Source organism: Sulfuricurvum sp. (genome assembly GCF_049277495.1).
GTDB lineage: Bacteria > Campylobacterota > Campylobacteria > Campylobacterales > Sulfurimonadaceae > Sulfuricurvum.
In genome coordinates this window covers 1-15,452 of sequence record NZ_JBASYM010000066.1, presented here as the reverse complement: position 1 = coordinate 15,452, position 15,452 = coordinate 1, and the positions used below count along the sequence as shown (strand labels likewise).

The 15,452-nt window shown below is 43.7% G+C and carries 15 protein-coding genes and 1 tRNA gene; 7 read left to right on the top strand and 9 right to left on the bottom strand.

Annotated features, from left to right (window positions below; genetic code table 11):
- Positions 1-21: 21 nt before the first annotated feature.
- The gene (gene gpmI, locus WAO38_RS11080) at positions 22-1,497 is read right to left on the bottom strand and encodes a 2,3-bisphosphoglycerate-independent phosphoglycerate mutase (RefSeq protein ID WP_422237086.1); all 1,476 of its coding nucleotides are present in this window, start codon (positions 1,495-1,497) and stop codon (positions 22-24) included.
- 93 nt (positions 1,498-1,590) lie between these two features.
- On the opposite strand from gpmI, the gene mraY reads away from it, so the two are divergent.
- The 3 genes from mraY to WAO38_RS11065 all read left to right on the top strand — a co-directional run bounded on the left by mraY (position 1,591) and on the right by WAO38_RS11065 (position 3,988).
- Entirely contained in the window at positions 1,591-2,649 is a 1,059-nt protein-coding gene (mraY, locus tag WAO38_RS11075) for a phospho-N-acetylmuramoyl-pentapeptide-transferase (RefSeq protein ID WP_422237084.1), read from the top strand.
- Positions 2,649-3,857 (top strand): UDP-N-acetylmuramoyl-L-alanine--D-glutamate ligase, encoded by a 1,209-nt coding sequence (murD, locus tag WAO38_RS11070; protein WP_422237082.1) that lies wholly within the window; start codon positions 2,649-2,651, stop codon positions 3,855-3,857. Before mraY ends, murD begins: the two co-directional genes overlap by 1 nt.
- Positions 3,858-3,912: 55 nt before the next feature.
- Positions 3,913-3,988, top strand: a tRNA-Phe gene (locus WAO38_RS11065).
- Positions 3,989-4,142: 154 nt separating this feature from the next.
- Here WAO38_RS11065 and WAO38_RS11060 read toward each other — a convergent pair.
- The 4 genes from WAO38_RS11060 to WAO38_RS11045 form a co-directional block, all read right to left on the bottom strand.
- The gene (locus tag WAO38_RS11060; RefSeq protein ID WP_422237080.1) at positions 4,143-5,252 is read right to left on the bottom strand and encodes a hypothetical protein; all 1,110 of its coding nucleotides are present in this window, start codon (positions 5,250-5,252) and stop codon (positions 4,143-4,145) included.
- Between the two features lie 498 nt (positions 5,253-5,750).
- A complete protein-coding gene (locus WAO38_RS11055) occupies positions 5,751-7,127 on the bottom strand; it encodes a sensor domain-containing diguanylate cyclase (RefSeq protein WP_422237077.1) in 1,377 nt (458 codons plus the stop codon).
- 195 nt (positions 7,128-7,322) lie between these two features.
- Positions 7,323-7,544 (bottom strand): hypothetical protein, encoded by a 222-nt coding sequence (locus WAO38_RS11050; protein ID WP_422237075.1) that lies wholly within the window; start codon positions 7,542-7,544, stop codon positions 7,323-7,325.
- 29 nt (positions 7,545-7,573) lie between these two features.
- The gene (locus WAO38_RS11045) at positions 7,574-8,218 is read right to left on the bottom strand and encodes a ParA family protein (protein ID WP_422237073.1); all 645 of its coding nucleotides are present in this window, start codon (positions 8,216-8,218) and stop codon (positions 7,574-7,576) included.
- Positions 8,219-8,381: 163 nt separating this feature from the next.
- On the opposite strand from WAO38_RS11045, the gene WAO38_RS11040 reads away from it, so the two are divergent.
- Positions 8,382-8,780, top strand: a complete 399-nt coding sequence (locus tag WAO38_RS11040) for a hypothetical protein (RefSeq protein WP_422237072.1) — start codon at positions 8,382-8,384, stop codon at positions 8,778-8,780.
- Between the two features lie 9 nt (positions 8,781-8,789).
- A complete protein-coding gene (locus WAO38_RS11035) occupies positions 8,790-9,098 on the top strand; it encodes a hypothetical protein (RefSeq protein ID WP_422237071.1) in 309 nt (102 codons plus the stop codon).
- 57 nt (positions 9,099-9,155) lie between these two features.
- On the opposite strand, the gene WAO38_RS11030 is transcribed toward WAO38_RS11035, so the two are convergent.
- Together WAO38_RS11030 and WAO38_RS11025 are read right to left on the bottom strand one after the other, a co-directional pair.
- A complete protein-coding gene (locus WAO38_RS11030) occupies positions 9,156-10,223 on the bottom strand; it encodes an AI-2E family transporter (RefSeq protein ID WP_422237069.1) in 1,068 nt (355 codons plus the stop codon).
- Positions 10,224-10,235: 12 nt separating this feature from the next.
- A complete protein-coding gene (locus tag WAO38_RS11025) occupies positions 10,236-12,014 on the bottom strand; it encodes an ABC transporter ATP-binding protein (protein ID WP_422237068.1) in 1,779 nt (592 codons plus the stop codon).
- A gap of 190 nt (positions 12,015-12,204) precedes the next feature.
- Between WAO38_RS11025 and WAO38_RS11020 the strand changes: the two genes are divergently transcribed.
- Positions 12,205-12,801, top strand: a complete 597-nt coding sequence (locus WAO38_RS11020; RefSeq protein WP_422237067.1) for a peroxiredoxin — start codon at positions 12,205-12,207, stop codon at positions 12,799-12,801.
- A 127-nt stretch (positions 12,802-12,928) separates the two neighbouring features.
- Complete coding sequence (locus WAO38_RS11015) at positions 12,929-13,672, top strand: ABC transporter permease (protein WP_422237065.1); 744 nt, start codon at positions 12,929-12,931, stop codon at positions 13,670-13,672.
- Here the strand turns inward: WAO38_RS11015 and WAO38_RS11010 are convergent.
- Both WAO38_RS11010 and WAO38_RS11005 read right to left on the bottom strand, forming a co-directional pair.
- Entirely contained in the window at positions 13,656-14,894 is a 1,239-nt protein-coding gene (locus WAO38_RS11010; protein ID WP_422237063.1) for an ATP-dependent DNA helicase, read from the bottom strand. The genes WAO38_RS11015 and WAO38_RS11010 overlap by 17 nt on opposite strands.
- The coding region (locus tag WAO38_RS11005) for a VWA-like domain-containing protein (protein WP_422237062.1) at positions 14,887-15,452 on the bottom strand (566 nt) is incomplete at its 5' end. The genes WAO38_RS11010 and WAO38_RS11005, both read right to left, overlap by 8 nt.

Genomic DNA, 15,452 nt, shown 5'->3' with positions numbered 1-15,452 from the left:
ACTTTCAAAGGGATAGCATCATTATATAAGCGGCAAGTCCATTTCCGATGGAATCTCTAATCCCATCAATTTCAAAACGGTCGGGGCTACATTATTGAGTGCACCCGGATGGACTTCGCTTACCCCCTCCGCCATGACAAAACACCATACTTTTCCGACGGTGTGATTCGTGAGGGTGTTACCGGCATCATCACGCATCTCTTCGCAATTGCCGTGATCGGAGGTCAAGACCATGGCATAACCATTACGGTGAGCGGCCTCAACAATCCGACTGAGTTCTGCGTCAACGGCTTCGACTCCCTTGACTGCGGCTTCGAAATTGCCGGTATGACCGACCATATCTCCGTTTGCAAAGTTGACCACCACAAAATCAATTCCGGCATCCATAGCGGTGATTACCGCAGTTCCGACTTCCGGAGCGCTCATTTCGGGCTGCATATCGTATGTTTTCACCTGCGGGCTCGGAATCAATACCCGCGTCTCATTCTCATACGGTTCTTCAACACCGCCGTTAAAGAAAAAAGTAACATGGGCATATTTTTCGGTCTCAGCCGTATGCAGCTGGCGCAGCCCGGCTCGCGAAATCACTTCTGCGAGGGTATTTTTCGGTGCCTCTTTGGGAAACAGCACCGGATAGGGAAAGTTTTTATCGTACTGCGTTATGGTCGCCATATGCGTCGGTACGAATACCCGATCGAATCCGCTGAAATCTTTCTCTCCGATTGCCGTGGCAAGTTCACGCATCCGGTCGCTTCGGAAATTCAGCGTCAGAACCGAATCGCCTTCTTTAAACCCTTCATATCCCTCAAATGCCGTGGGAGTGATAAATTCATCCGTTTCACCCGCAGCGTATGCATTTTCGATGTAATCAGCAACGCTTTGTTCACTCTTTGGGGTTGCACACACGATAGCCTCATATCCTTTTTGCACACGATCCCATCGATTATCCCGGTCCATTCCGAAAAATCGCCCTCCGAGTGATGCGATTTTAACATTAGGATACCCGTGTGCATTGACCGTATGGAGAAAAAGTTTTGCCGATTTAGGGGCGACATCGCGTCCGTCGGTAATGAGATGCAGCCATACTTCTTTGCCCGCCTCGGCAGCAATCTCTGCAACTCCCATCAAATGATCGATATGGGAATGGACGCCTCCGTCACTGAGCAGAGCGATCAGATGGATCCGTTTGCTGGTTGTGAGCAATGATGCAAATACCGCGTTTTGCTCAAACGTCCCCTCTTCGAGCGCTAGGGAGATTTTGACCAAATCCTGATACAATACCCGACCACTGCCGATAGACATGTGTCCCACCTCAGAGTTGCCCATTTGCCCCTCAGGAAGACCGACACTCAGACCGAATGTATCGATCAGAGAATGCGGAACTTCGCGGAACAAACGGTCATACGTCGGTTTTTCCGCAGCTCGAAACGCGTTATATTCGCGTTTTGGTGAGTAACCAATGCCGTCTGTGATGACCAAAACGGTTTTTTTGCTCAAATTGGCTCCTTTGATTAAACAAACTTTGGGGGGATTATATTAAAATGTCACTTTTGCATTGCTTTTGAAATTTAATCACAAAGAGTTAATAGAATGTTATATTGGTTTCACAAGGCCCTCGGTATCAATTTGTTTCAATACATTACCCTCCGTGCCGGCATCGCTTTTTTCATAGGTCTGCTCCTCACCCTCTTTTTTATGCCCCGTTTTATTGCCTGGGCACAGCGTTCTGCACGTGTGCAGCCGATCAACGAATACGTCAGCGCTCACCAGGGAAAAGCCAAAACGCCGACGATGGGTGGAATCGTTTTTGTCGCTTCGACGGTCATCGCATCCCTGCTGACCGTCAACGTGATGAACCCGCTCGTCATCGGCGGTCTTTTGACCCTTGTATTTTATGCCTACATCGGTTTTACCGACGACTGGGGAAAAATACGCGGTGCCGACAACCTCGCAGGTCTTTCCCCTCGGGCGAAACTCTTTTTGCAGATTCTCTTTGGAGTCGCCATCGGGGTCTTTTTGATCTATTTTGCCAAACTCGATACCGGTTTTTACGTCCCGTTTATCAAATCGAGCCTTTTTGACATGGGATGGTGGAGTGTCGCGTTTTGGGTTTTGGTCATGATCGCCACCTCCAATGCGGTCAATCTGACCGACGGTCTCGACGGTCTCGCAACCGTCCCGTCTCTTTTTGCCCTCCTCTCGCTGAGCATCATCGTCTATATCGTCGGTAATGCCGCATTGGCACACTATCTATTGATGCCTAAAATCCCTGCCGGAGAAGTGGTGATCATCGCCGCGGCGTTGATGGGTTCACTCATCGGATTTTTGTGGTTCAACTGCCATCCGGCACAGGTCTTTATGGGTGACAGCGGATCGCTAACAATCGGAGCTTTTATCGCCTACATGGCGATCATCGGCAAAAGTGAACTCCTTCTTATCCTTATCGGCCTCATTTTCGTCATCGAAACCGTCTCCGTTATCTTGCAGGTCGGCAGTTACAAACTCCGCAAAAAACGGGTCTTTTTGATGGCGCCGATCCATCACCATTTTGAAATGAAACAGTGGGCGGAAAACAAAATCATCGTCCGATTTTGGATTATCTCGCTTCTTTCCAATATCTTCGCACTCATCACATTAAAGATCCGCTAATGCAAAAACGCAACATCGCCTGTTTCGGGTACGGCAAAACAACCCGCGCTATTGCCAAAGCCTTTGGTCCCTGCACCTTTTTTGATGACAAGGTTACCAAGCCTTTTACCGACGAAGATGGAAACTTTCTCAAACCTATTCAAGAGTTTGATACCCGTCTTTTCACCCACGAGATCCCCTCGCCCGGATTTCCGCCGTCACATCCGCTGATTCAGCAGGCATCGCACCTCATCAGCGAGTATGATTTTTTCGCCCCGCAAATGCCGTTTTCGATCTGGATCAGCGGTACTAACGGCAAAACGACTACGACACAGATGGTCGAGTATCTGCTCAGCGACAAAGGTGCCATCAGCGGCGGCAATATCGGCACCCCATTAGCCGATCTCTCGCCTGAAGCTCCTATCTGGATTTTAGAGACCAGCTCGTTTAGCATGCATTACAACACCGTTGCACGCCCGAACATCTATGCCCTCCTCCCAGTCACTCCCGATCACGTCAGCTGGCACGGAAGCATGCAGGCCTATTATGACGCCAAGCTCAAACCTCTGGGCATGATGAAAGAGGGCGAAGCGATCCTTCTGCCGAAAATGTTTGCCGATGCACCGACCAAAGGTTTTAAAATCGTTTATGAAAATGAAAAAGATTTAGCCAAATATTTTGGATTTGATGCAAGCAAAATCAAATTCAAAGGGGCATTCTTGATGGATGCCATGATCGCCATGGGGATTGATAAGATCCTCTATGACCGATGCGACTATGAACGGATCAACACATTCATCCTCGACCCTCACCGCCAGGAAGAGTTCCGCGACTCTCGCGAGCGCCTATGGGTCAATGACTCGAAAGCAACCAACATCGATGCGACATTGGCTGCTTTGCGTACCTACAGCGATTACCCGATCCATCTGGTACTCGGAGGCGATGATAAAGGCGTTGAGCTCGAAGAGCTCTTTACCCCTCTTAAACGCTACGATGTCACGGTCTATGCGATCGGAGCCAATGCGCTGCGTCTCGAAGCGCTGTGCAAGCAATACGCGATCCCCTGCGTCTTGTGTCACACCCTCGATGTCGCGGTAGAGCAGATCAGCAAAAAACACAACCGCCACAGTGTTGCGATCCTCTCCCCTGCCGCGGCAAGTTTGGATCAATTCACCTCTTATGCACAGCGCGGAAACCTCTTCCGTGAGCTTGCAAAAGCGACAAAATAACGATTAAGCTTATTTTTAAGCTTGTGAGGCTATAATTTCGGCCTCACAAATACGTGGCCAATTAGCTCAGTCGGTAGAGCAAATGACTGAAAATCATTGTGTCCTTGGTTCGATTCCGAGATTGGCCACCACCACCATTTAGAAACTCCCTAAAACACTAACTTTCAAAGATATCGAAAATTTCCCAAATCGTTTTTAACCACATTTCAACCACACAATTAACCACCACCATCCCTATTTAAGGGATTTAATCGCATTGGTGCGATTCAGGTATTAGCTACTATGTTAAAAAAGGAAAACAGATACAAAATTGATTACAAGACCTATAATGAGCGTAAAAGCAATTAAACTGATAGAGTAAAACTGCTTGTTATTTTTGTCATCTTTATATGTTTCATAGTCTTTATGAGCTTTTTTTGTTAGTAAAATAAAAGAATTTTTCTTGTTATAACGAATAACATACACTAAGTAGAAATATAAAATCGTATAAAACCCATAAATTGAAATAAATATTTTTAACAAGAATTTTTTAAATGAATTACTATTGTTATTTTTATTGTCAATGTAATTTTTCATTTCATTACTAACTTCTTTTGTGGAAAATGTATCAATAATATTTTTGTCCCTATAATCTTTGTCAATCATATAAATAGCTAATGAACTTTCAACCAGTTTTTTATCTTCTTGTGAATTTATATTTATTACTTTATTAATTGTTTGAAATTTTAAATCATCTCTAATATTTTTATCAAGTGATTCAATAAAAACCATAATCAAAAATACAATAATTATTGTCAATCCTGTAGTAATAGGAGTGCTCTCTAAAAAAATCTTAATTTTTTTAGCATAAACATTACTCTTTTTTTCAGGTACATAAATATTTTTTATTTGATTTTCGAATAAACTCAATACCTCCATTCCCCATATCTGATCTGTATGTTCTACAACTATTCCGATATATTCATTATCATAAGCTTTAAAAAGAAGTTGGATTTTTTGAGTTTCTACATGAGGAGAATCATTAAATTTTACAATTATATGCCATTCTAATAAAACTGCTTTTGGTTTAATATTTCTTGTTTCAACAAATCCAGCAATTTTTTCAAAACTATGTACTACCCGTTTTGTTCCATTGTCATAAAATAATTCCATTGAAAAAGCGTCAAGGATAAGAGATTGTTCTCTATTTATTTTTTGTTCTAATAAAAAATAAAATTCTTCAATATCATCCAACGTTATTTTAAAATATCCATTTTCCTCACTTCTATATGTAAGTTCTTCTTTTTTTCCTAGAAAATTTAAAATCATATCCGCAAAATTTTCTTTTGAAAGATTTACTACAAGCTCATTTTTTTCTGTTTTTTGTTCACTAGTTTGTTCAATAATATCTGACATTACATTCCTTCTCATATTTTTTTGTGTGATACAAAATGCATAGTATTATTTAATTATATAAAATATGATTAACTGTTTTTATATATTCCACTTCTGAGCAAGCAAAAACACAGAAAAGTAGTCTTAATATTGTCAACATAGAATGAAACTATTTTCTCAATGTTTCATACAACTTAACCACAAAATTGACCACAATGGAGAATAAGATGATTTGCATAAAGTCCTATTTTATAGGATTCTTCACTCAATATGCTTTCGAAAAAGAGGATAGCCACAATCCGAGATTGGCCACCACCAACATTTAGAAACTCCCTAAAACAGATACATCACAAGAGATCTACCCGATAGAAAAAAATCCTATCAATATCTATTCATTGAAACCTAGAAAACTAATCTTTTTTTCCGCATTGTAACGCAAGGTCTCAATCTGTCGATTTCATTTTTTTTGAAATCGACAGAACTCTTTATTTCTTTTTCGAAGAGAGAAAATCAGATGACTTATGAAGTATAAACCTCAACCCTGTTTCTGCCGTTCTTTTTCGCTTCGTACAATGCCCCGTCCGCTTTTTCAAAAAGGGTCTTTTTCGTATCTTCGGCGGAAAGCTGTGCAATCCCGAAACTCAATGTCATCTCGCTTTCGACATAGCTAAAGCTATGTGACTGGACAAGTTTTCTGAGGTTTTCGGCCAAATTGCACGCTCCGGAGATTTCTGTAGAAGGGGTAAGGATAACAAACTCTTCTCCTCCCCATCGTGCAAAAACATCTCCGTTTTTAATGTTGTCGGCAATCAGTTTGACTAAGTCGATTAAAATAATATCGCCGGCTTGATGCCCGTAGGTGTCGTTCACCAGTTTAAAATGGTCGACATCAAAAATGATCAGAGTAAGCGGCAGATGGTTTTGCTTTGCATTGGCGATCTCGATGCTGAAAATATCTTCAAAGTTTTCCCGGTTGTTGATTCCCGTAAGATTGTCTTTGTAGGCTTTTTGTTCTAGGGTGTTGGTCATCGAATAGAGTTCATCGACCTTGTGTTTCATCGCTTTGTTGATATTTCTTAATTGCTGTTTGGTCTCTTCCAGTTCCGTGATATCGTGGCGGATAGCGATGTATTCCACGACATCTCCGTCAACATCCAGAATCGGTATCACCGTAGTATCGACGATATACTGGCTTCCGTCTTTTTTCATGTTGGTGACCACGCCATTCCAGCTTTTTTTCGCTTTGATCGTGTCCCACAGATCTTTGAACGCTTCTCTGGGCATATCCGGATGCCGGATGATATTGTGCGGTTTTCCGATAAGTTCATCACGTGTGTATCCGGATATCTCGCAAAACTTGTCGTTTACATAGGTTATAACCCCTTTGGGATTCGTTTTGGAGACGATATTGCTCAAATCTACCGCTTTTTTATACTCGGTTAGAAGATTGGAATTTTCGCTTTTATAGTTTATGTTGCTACTGATAATATTTTCAAAATTCGACGCCAAATCGTTTGCCATCTGGAGCGTCAGAGAATCGATTTCGCTTTGCAGGGCATAAGAAAGGTTCCCATTTTCAAAAATGACCTCTTCTATTGCATTTTTCAGTTTGGTAATCAATGTAAAAAGATCTGCAATCGTTACGTTGTAGTTGTTTAAAAGCTGTAAAAAATCTATTTTTACCTGACACTCCGATACGGTTGCGCGCCACTCGATCACACTGATAAAGCAGTCGCAAAACTGGTAAAAAAGATGGGTATTTTTCTCTATAACAGGTAAAGAATGCCGATGCAGTATATTTTGCACCTCATTTTTATTCATCCAAATGGTTATAATTTTATTTCTATTGACACGCAAAAAATAGGAAAATTCTTCACTATTGATAATCTTAATCATACAAACTCACCTTTTGGATTTTCAAAATCAGTACAGATCTTGTATTATAACGATAATAGACCTCTTGCCTTACATTTGCAAGGATCTTTGTTCGTTACTTAGGTTAATTTCTAACCATACCATATTTTTATAATTCAAGAAAATACTTTTAAAGACAAAAAAAGAACCTCGTATAACGGTTCCTTTTGACGAAATTTAAATTAATCCGTCTTTCTGCATCCTCTCTTGGAGTGCGATAAGTATATAAGCGCTCACTGTTCCTCCGTGAAACTCCCGTATTTTATCTTCCCATGCCGTAGGAATCGTAATAAGCTTTTTTTTCTTTGTTTTATCACTTACAAGACTCTCTTCACGCTCGCTCATGGCAGCGGAACTTTTTACTTTTTCGATATTCTGTAGAAAACTTTTTTTAGCCATCACATATCCTTTATATATATTTTAAATATTTATTGTATATTTAAAATCGATTTTACTTCTTCAAACAATTCATCCATTTCCTGATCGGCCCGGCTGAATATCCGATACTCTTTGATGCTTTTACCCTCACCGACTGAATTGGCGATATCGACACGCTGACGGAGAATCGGGATAAGAAGTTCAAAGTGATCGGAGGCACAGACAAAATCGATCAGATCGCCGAAGCGTTTCATCGCGGGATTTATGTTGTTAAAGAGAATATGGGTTTTGATCGTCTCCCCTTGTATCTCGGAAAGACTTTTGAGAATCTCTTCGTACTTTTGCAATCCCATCAAATCGAAAGGCTTGTCACTCACAGGGGTGATCAGTAAATCCGAAGCGATTATGGCAACACGGTTAAAGGCACTGTCAAATCCTCCCGAGTCAATGATGGTAAGAACATCATCCGAATCAGCATCCGCATATTCTGCCAATTCGCCTGCGGTATTAAAATGGAGCATCGGAATCGGCTGGAGGTTGTGTTCCTGCCGCAGCGCATTCGTGACCGTAAGCGAACGCTGCGTATCAAGATCGATGATCCGAGTTGGGATTATTTTTGAAAAACTGACCGCAAGGTTCCAGGCTATCGTCGATTTTCCGACGCCGCCTTTTTGATGTGATAATGTGAGTATCATATATGCCTTCAATACCTATAGAATATGGAAAGTATATATATTAGATACTTAAAAGAGAGAAAGTTACGCATCTAAACCCCCTCATTAAAAGATTAACTTCCATCAACATTAAGAAACATTTCGTTATCATGTATCCAAAGCTCACACAATAAAGGAGGTTTAGATGCAGGTGGACTGGCTTACGATTTTCGTCGGTATTATCGCCGTATGTGCCGTGTTTATCACGACGGTAATTGTCTTCATCGGTCTGCAAACGATCAAGTCGATGCAGCAGCTCAATGCGTTTATCGGTCACGTCCAAAATGAGCTTAGCTTCATCTCGACCAAAGCAGCGCTGACGCTGCATGAAGTCAACGAACTCCTCGGTCATCTCAAAGAAGAGACCCGCTCGATCGGTGAAAAATCAAAACTTTCACTGCAGGAATTACACGGCTTGATCACATTCGTTCATGACGAAACGAAAGACCTCGCCCTTAAAGCTTCCAACGGTATCGCCAAAGTGACCATCGGGTCACTCGCGATCGGGGCGTTATCACAGTTACTCAAGAAAAAAAATCAGTAGGAGACAACAATGAATCAAAATAATACACTTACCTTTATCGTCGGCGCCGCACTCGGCGGAGTAGCAGGATATTTACTGTTCAAACATCAAGACGAGATCGTTGATAAAATCCATGAACTCGAAGGGAATCTCAACATTGATCACAATTCCCTTATTGACAAAGCAAAAAGTAAACTCGACATGCTGACCCAAAACGTCCAATCGACTATTGAGCGCTATACTCACGGCAGTGACACGAAAACAACGGATGAGATCACCGCCATTATGGCAGAACTCTCACGATTACGCGAAGAGGTTCAAGCACTTCAATCGTCGTAAAAAGGACAATTCTGTCCTTGCCACTAAAATGGGCTTAGCTCATATTAGTGTGTAAGATTAACGATGGATGCTTCGATTGGCTTTTCGGAGCATCCGAAGTGTCGTCAGAGCAAATGCCACAATTGCCGGACCGAAAATAAATCCCCAAAAACCAAACGTCGCCAATCCCGCTACAATTGCAAAGAAAATCATAAATTCGTTCATCCGGTTCTTGCTGTCGCTTAAAGTACGATTCACAAAATTCAAAATAAGCAGTTTGACGATATTGTCAATGAAAAATGCCATCATTGCCCACGAATAGATCGAAATAATAATCGCATTCATGATATTCCCCTTGAAATACTCATTCAATGCCACAGGAATCCAAATCAGGGCAGTACCTACTACCGGGATGACGGCTGAAATCGCAGTCATAAATCCGAGTAGAAAAGGGTTATATCCCTGGAAAAAAGCGATAAAAATACCAAATGCCAATCCTTGGGCAATCATCACACCCCCCAAAGTATAAAATACTACTGCGGTCGTGGTCAGCATATCATTAAAAAATGCCCGCTTCATCGTCCGTGACAGAGGAATTATCGGAAGGAAGAAGAGAACGATTCTCCGCCCGTACCAACTCAGGAAAAAGAAGAAAACGACAATCATTCCCATCTCTCCGAGCATCGACATAAAATTTTTCAATCCGCTTCCGAACCATGTGGCAAACGTTGCAATAATGTCATCTTTATGCGCTTTTCCCAATAAAATCAAATTATCCAGCGGCTCTTTCATCCATACTAAAAATGTCGGAAGCTCCGTCGTAATCGTGTCAATCTTGTCAGACAGAACACGAATCATCTTCATTGTATTCGCAGGCTGATCGAATATCTGGAACAAAAGCATAGCAATAGGAATAAAGAGTAGAAGCGAGAGCGCCAGAGTGACAATTCCCGCTGAAATGAGTGTTGCCAAGGAATAAAGTCTAGGGATATCGCGTATTTTGGCTTCCACCAAACGATGGAGCGGAAATACGACAATCGCTAATAAAAATGCGACAAAAAAACTTTTTAGGAAAGGGAAAAAGAGCCACGTGACGAGCCCCAAGGTTGAAAAAATCATAAAATTGACGAATATCTTATTTTCCATATCTGCTCCTGATTAATGCTGATGGTGTACGAAGCTTTTAAAACTTCCATCCAAATTTTCTAACGCTTCGCGCGTCCCCTCTTCGAGTACCGTCCCGTTTTCGAGGACATAAATATAATCGGCTTTCGTAATGGTGCTGAGACGGTGGGCGATAATAATCACCGTTTTTTCACTCAAAAAATTTTCCAACGCCTCAAACAATGCACTCTCCGTATGAACATCGAGTGCGGAAGTGGATTCATCGAAAATCACTACATTTGGATTCGCCAGAACCATCCGTGCGATGCTGAGACGCTGGCGCTGACCGCCTGAAAGACGAATTCCGAGCTTGCCGACCTGTGTTTCCAGACCTGAAGGAAGCATACGGACAAAATCTTCCAACTGCGCGATACCCAATGCAGTATAAATTGCTTCATCCGGTATCGCATCCCCCATCGTGAGATTAAATCGGAGGGTGTCGTTAAACATCAACGGCTGCTGCAAAACAACAAACACTTTGTCGCGGATACGGGAAAAGCCGATTTCTTGGACACTCACACCATTATAACGGATATCACCGGAGGTCGGAGGATAAAAGCCTACCAAAAGCTGCGCCAGTGTACTTTTACCGCTTCCGCTGGCACCGATGATGGCTACCTTTTGTCCTGCGCCGATAGTGAGGCTGAGCCCTTTCAAAACCGGTTCGGAAGGATCGTATCCAAATACCAAGGAAGTCGTTTCAATACGGGTTCCCTGCGATGCGGAAAACGGATCGTGTTCCAGTCGATACGACGGCTCTTTAGGAAGAGAGAGGAGTTCATTCAGTCGTGCAAGTGCATTCTTGGCATTGGCAAAACTGTACTGAAGGGATAGCAGCTCCTGTACCGGGGTCATCATAAACCATAAATAGCCGAATATTCCGAACATAAGCCCTATCGAGAGATCTGAATACAGAACCATCACCAATCCAACCGCCCGGAAAATCTCAAATCCGCTCAAAAAGAGAGTATACGAAAAACGTTCTCCCCGAAGTGCCTGAATACCGTAGACTCTGGCACTCTCTTTGAGCAGACGTGCTTGGACGATACTCCGTTCAATAAAACGCTCTTCTTTGTTACTCGCACGGATCTGACCGAAAAGGTCGCATAACTGTGTAAGGGTGTCAGAGAGTTCCCCTATCGTACGATTTTGCTCTTTTTTGAGGATTCCGACCCGCCCTGAGATCTTACGGGTCACGATCATGATTAACGGCTGGAAGATCAGTATAAGAATCCCAAACAGCGGATTGATCCAGATCAGCACTGCCGCCACCCCGATGAGCGTCGCAACGGAAACTACAAGTTTGCTCAAAGCACTTCCCAAAAAAAGCTCGATCGTATCGATATCGGTCACCAGATGAGTGACCACTTTTCCGCTGCCGAGGCGTTCATATGCGGACATCGAAACCGATTTCAAATGTTCAAGAGCCTGAGTACGGATTTTGAAGCTCATCTCCTGTGAAAGGGTAATGAAATAGCGCTGGGAGATTACACTGAGAATAAAAAATAGAACCCGCAGCGCCACCGTCACGGCCAAAACAATCCCGATATAGAGTAAAGGTTCCTGTATCGGGCTCAACAAATCTATCGTCTCGGTGATCCATCCTCTTTTATGGAGAAGAACCTCATCGACCAGTACCGGAATCAGTAAAGGGATAGGTATCGAAATAAGGGTAGCGGCAATCGCAATCAGATTCCCCCACACTAATTCCCGCTGGTATTTGCGCATCATTAAAAAAAGGGTTTTAAAGGTTATAAGCGTATTCGTCATCATGAAACAATTATAGTACATTTCGGTCGCGAAGTCACACGAACGTATCTTGTTTGTGATGGCTGCAAGTTTCATTCTAAATAATAAAAATTATCCTTTAGATTTTCAGGTTAACTTCTCTATTCTCAGTTCGATTAATCTTCGTGTGTTACAATTTCTGCACATTACTCAAAAAACCACACAAGGAAATCACATGCTCGTTACCAAAAAAGCTCCTGACTTTACCGCTACTACCGTTCTTGGGAACAACCAAATCGTTGATAACTTCAACCTCTACGAAAACCTCGGCGAAAAAGGTGCCGTATTGTTCTTCTATCCGTTGGACTTTACTTTCGTATGTCCGTCTGAAATCATCGCTTTCGATCACCGTCTTGACGAGTTTACTGCTCGCGGAATCAATGTTATCGGTGTATCAGTTGACTCACAGTTCAGCCACTTTGCATGGAAGAATACTCCGGTAAACCAAGGCGGTATCGGTCAAGTTCGTTATCCGTTGGTAGCAGACCTTAACAAACAAATTTCTCGTGATTACGATGTATTGCTCGGTGATTCTGTCGCACTACGCGGATCATTTTTGCTCGATAAAGACGGAACCGTTCGTCACGCAGTGATCAACGACCTTCCGCTTGGCCGTAACATCGATGAAATGCTCCGTATGATCGACGCAATGTTGTTCACAAACGAGCACGGTGAAGTTTGTCCTGCAGGTTGGGCAAAAGGCGATGCCGGTATGAAAGCAAGCACTGAAGGTGTTGCTGAATATCTCTCTGCTCACGCTGAGTCACTTTAATTTGAACGTTTCAGGAGCAAAAGCCCCTGAACCTACGCTCGCCGCTATGGCACTGAAGCTTGCCCCTTTCGGGGCAGATTTTCTTCTTCACTCTTTCAATTAATCTAAAATTGTTTATCCTTTCTCTATGCAATACTCCTTTTTAGCCTCTTACCTCCTCATCATTTTTGCCCTTTGGTACTCACGCCGTGAACACTTCGGTCTCGAAAAACAGATCCTGACCAACTCGATTTTAGCCATGGTTCAGCTCGGAGCGCTCGGTTATGTCCTCGTTTATCTTTTCAAAATTCAACATCCCTCGTTACTCTTTTTCGTACTGCTTGGCATGGTGACTTTCGGAGCCTATACTGCCCGGAAACGGATACCGCTGGGTAAAGAAAGTTTTAAAATCGCTTTCTATACGCTCGGTGCATCGTCGGGAATCGTGTTTCTCTCGATGATGGCGTTTGGGGTGATCCATATGGTTCCGAATGAAATGATTCCGATCGGAGGAATGATCATCGGAAATGCGCTCAATGTCTATACCCAAAGTACCGAGCGTTTTCGGGGAGAGGTCAAAAATACGATAGAGACCATAGAGGGGATGGTGGCCTTAGGCGCACCGTTGAAAGAGGCACTGAGTTTTGCCTCCAAAGCGTCCGTCAAAGCTTCCATGATTCCGACACTCAATATGCTCCAAACGGTCGGGATCATCCATATCCCCGGTATTACGACCGGAATGCTCCTCGCCGGAGCCGATCCGCTCAAAGCGATCTCCTATCAGCTCGCCGTCATGTACATGATGGTGGCTGTTGCCCTGCTCTCGGCTGTCTTTAGCGTGATGTTCTCGTACCGGGTGATTATAGCCGCGGCATTTACACCGAATCGCTAAATCGCTTCGCTTTCGGATGGACAAAACAGAGTTTCTCCCACTCTCGGTTCGGCCGTGTCAGTGTCACTCGATGCGCCGAAACGGAACGGGACAGCGCGACGTAAAACTGTGAAGGGGCAAAGATTTCATTCGTCTCAATCACGTAATCGGCCAAGCTCATCCCCTGCGATTTATGGATCGTAATGGCAAAGGCTAACGTGATGGGAAACTGGCTCAGGGTAATGAGATTTTCTTCGCTCACCGCTTTGCCTTTCTCCACCCACCGTGTTTTCGTCGTACTGGAACGTTCGACTTTGACACTTACTCCATCGGCTTTTTTCACCCAGATAATATCCTCTTCGATTGAGGTGATCCGTCCCCGCTCACCGTTATAATAGTTCCACGAATTACGGGTAAAGAGGATCGGTGCACCTACTTTGAGGACTAATGTCGGTTCGATGCGGCTCTCACTCATAAACCGCTCCACATCTCTCTCCTGCATTTTTTTGTCATGAAGGGTAACATAGGTGGAAAGCCCGATAATATCACCGTTTAAATGTTCCAGCTGGGCACGGTTATGGTTTTGGGCACTGATATTTTTCCCATAAAGCAGCGTTATCGTCGATTTATCCTCGCTGAGAGGTTTCACCAACGCATCGAGTGCATTCACGGCTTCCTCATCGATACGGGCATTGCGTACTTTTTCCAACAGGGACAAAAACTCCGCTTCGTGAGTCCGGTAGGATCCTTCCAACTGCAAGGTCTGAAATCCCAGCCGTTCCCAGCTCGGAGATTCAAAGGCAAAATAGATCGGCTCATTCCCTCGGACAACGGGAGGAAGCTGAAGAAAATCTCCTACCGTAATTACACGTCCGGTAAACTCTGACTGCAGCAAACGCAGACGGATCATGTCTAAAAGCTGTGCTCCCACCATCGAAATCTCATCAATGACGATCGTATCCATCGAACGGATCAGCTTGATCACTTTTTTCGACGCATCGAGTTTACCGCTGCGTTCCAAATCCTCTTGTGAATTGGCGATTCCGAGATCAAAAAAACTGTGGAGTGTCTGACCGCCGATCAGGGTGGCCGCCATCCCCGTTGAAGCGAGACGTGCAACTTTTTTTCCCTCACTCTCGGCATGCTCAATCAGTTTTCGGGTTAGCGTTGTCTTCCCTGCACCGGCACCTCCGGTGATAAAAAGGTTGGAATTTTTTAAGATTCTGAGGGCATTTTCAACCATTCTCATCCTTTATGGCGATTATCCGTCCAAACGGAACTTCCAGAGATTGCGGCGTAATCCACAGCGTATCATAATGAGGTTCAATGAGAGGAAACTTACCGTCCAAATCGGTAAAATACAGGAGGACTTTCGGCGGATGCATCCACGATGCAACCGTCTCGAAAACAGGGGTGAAATCGGTACCGCCTCCGCCGATCAGAGTATACGTCAGTGCTTCTCCGTTCATAAATTTATCTATACTGCGGATACGGTCATCACACACCAACAACGTAATCGTATACGAACCGAACAGTTTGGTGATCGACTCGATCTCGGCAATAAACTGACCCAATAAATCCTCATCCACCGAACCGGAACTGTCAATCGCGATGGCAAGTTCGAGATGGCGTGAAGTGGCTCCCGGGAGGTAGATTCCGCTATAGAGGAGCTTTTTGGAGGGGGGAATAATCGCAAAGTCGCTGATATAATATCCGCCGATGCAATCGCGCAATTCACTCCGCCAGTCGATTCTTCCGCGACGGGTCAAAGGAATTAACCTCTCCAAACCCTCCGGAAGAC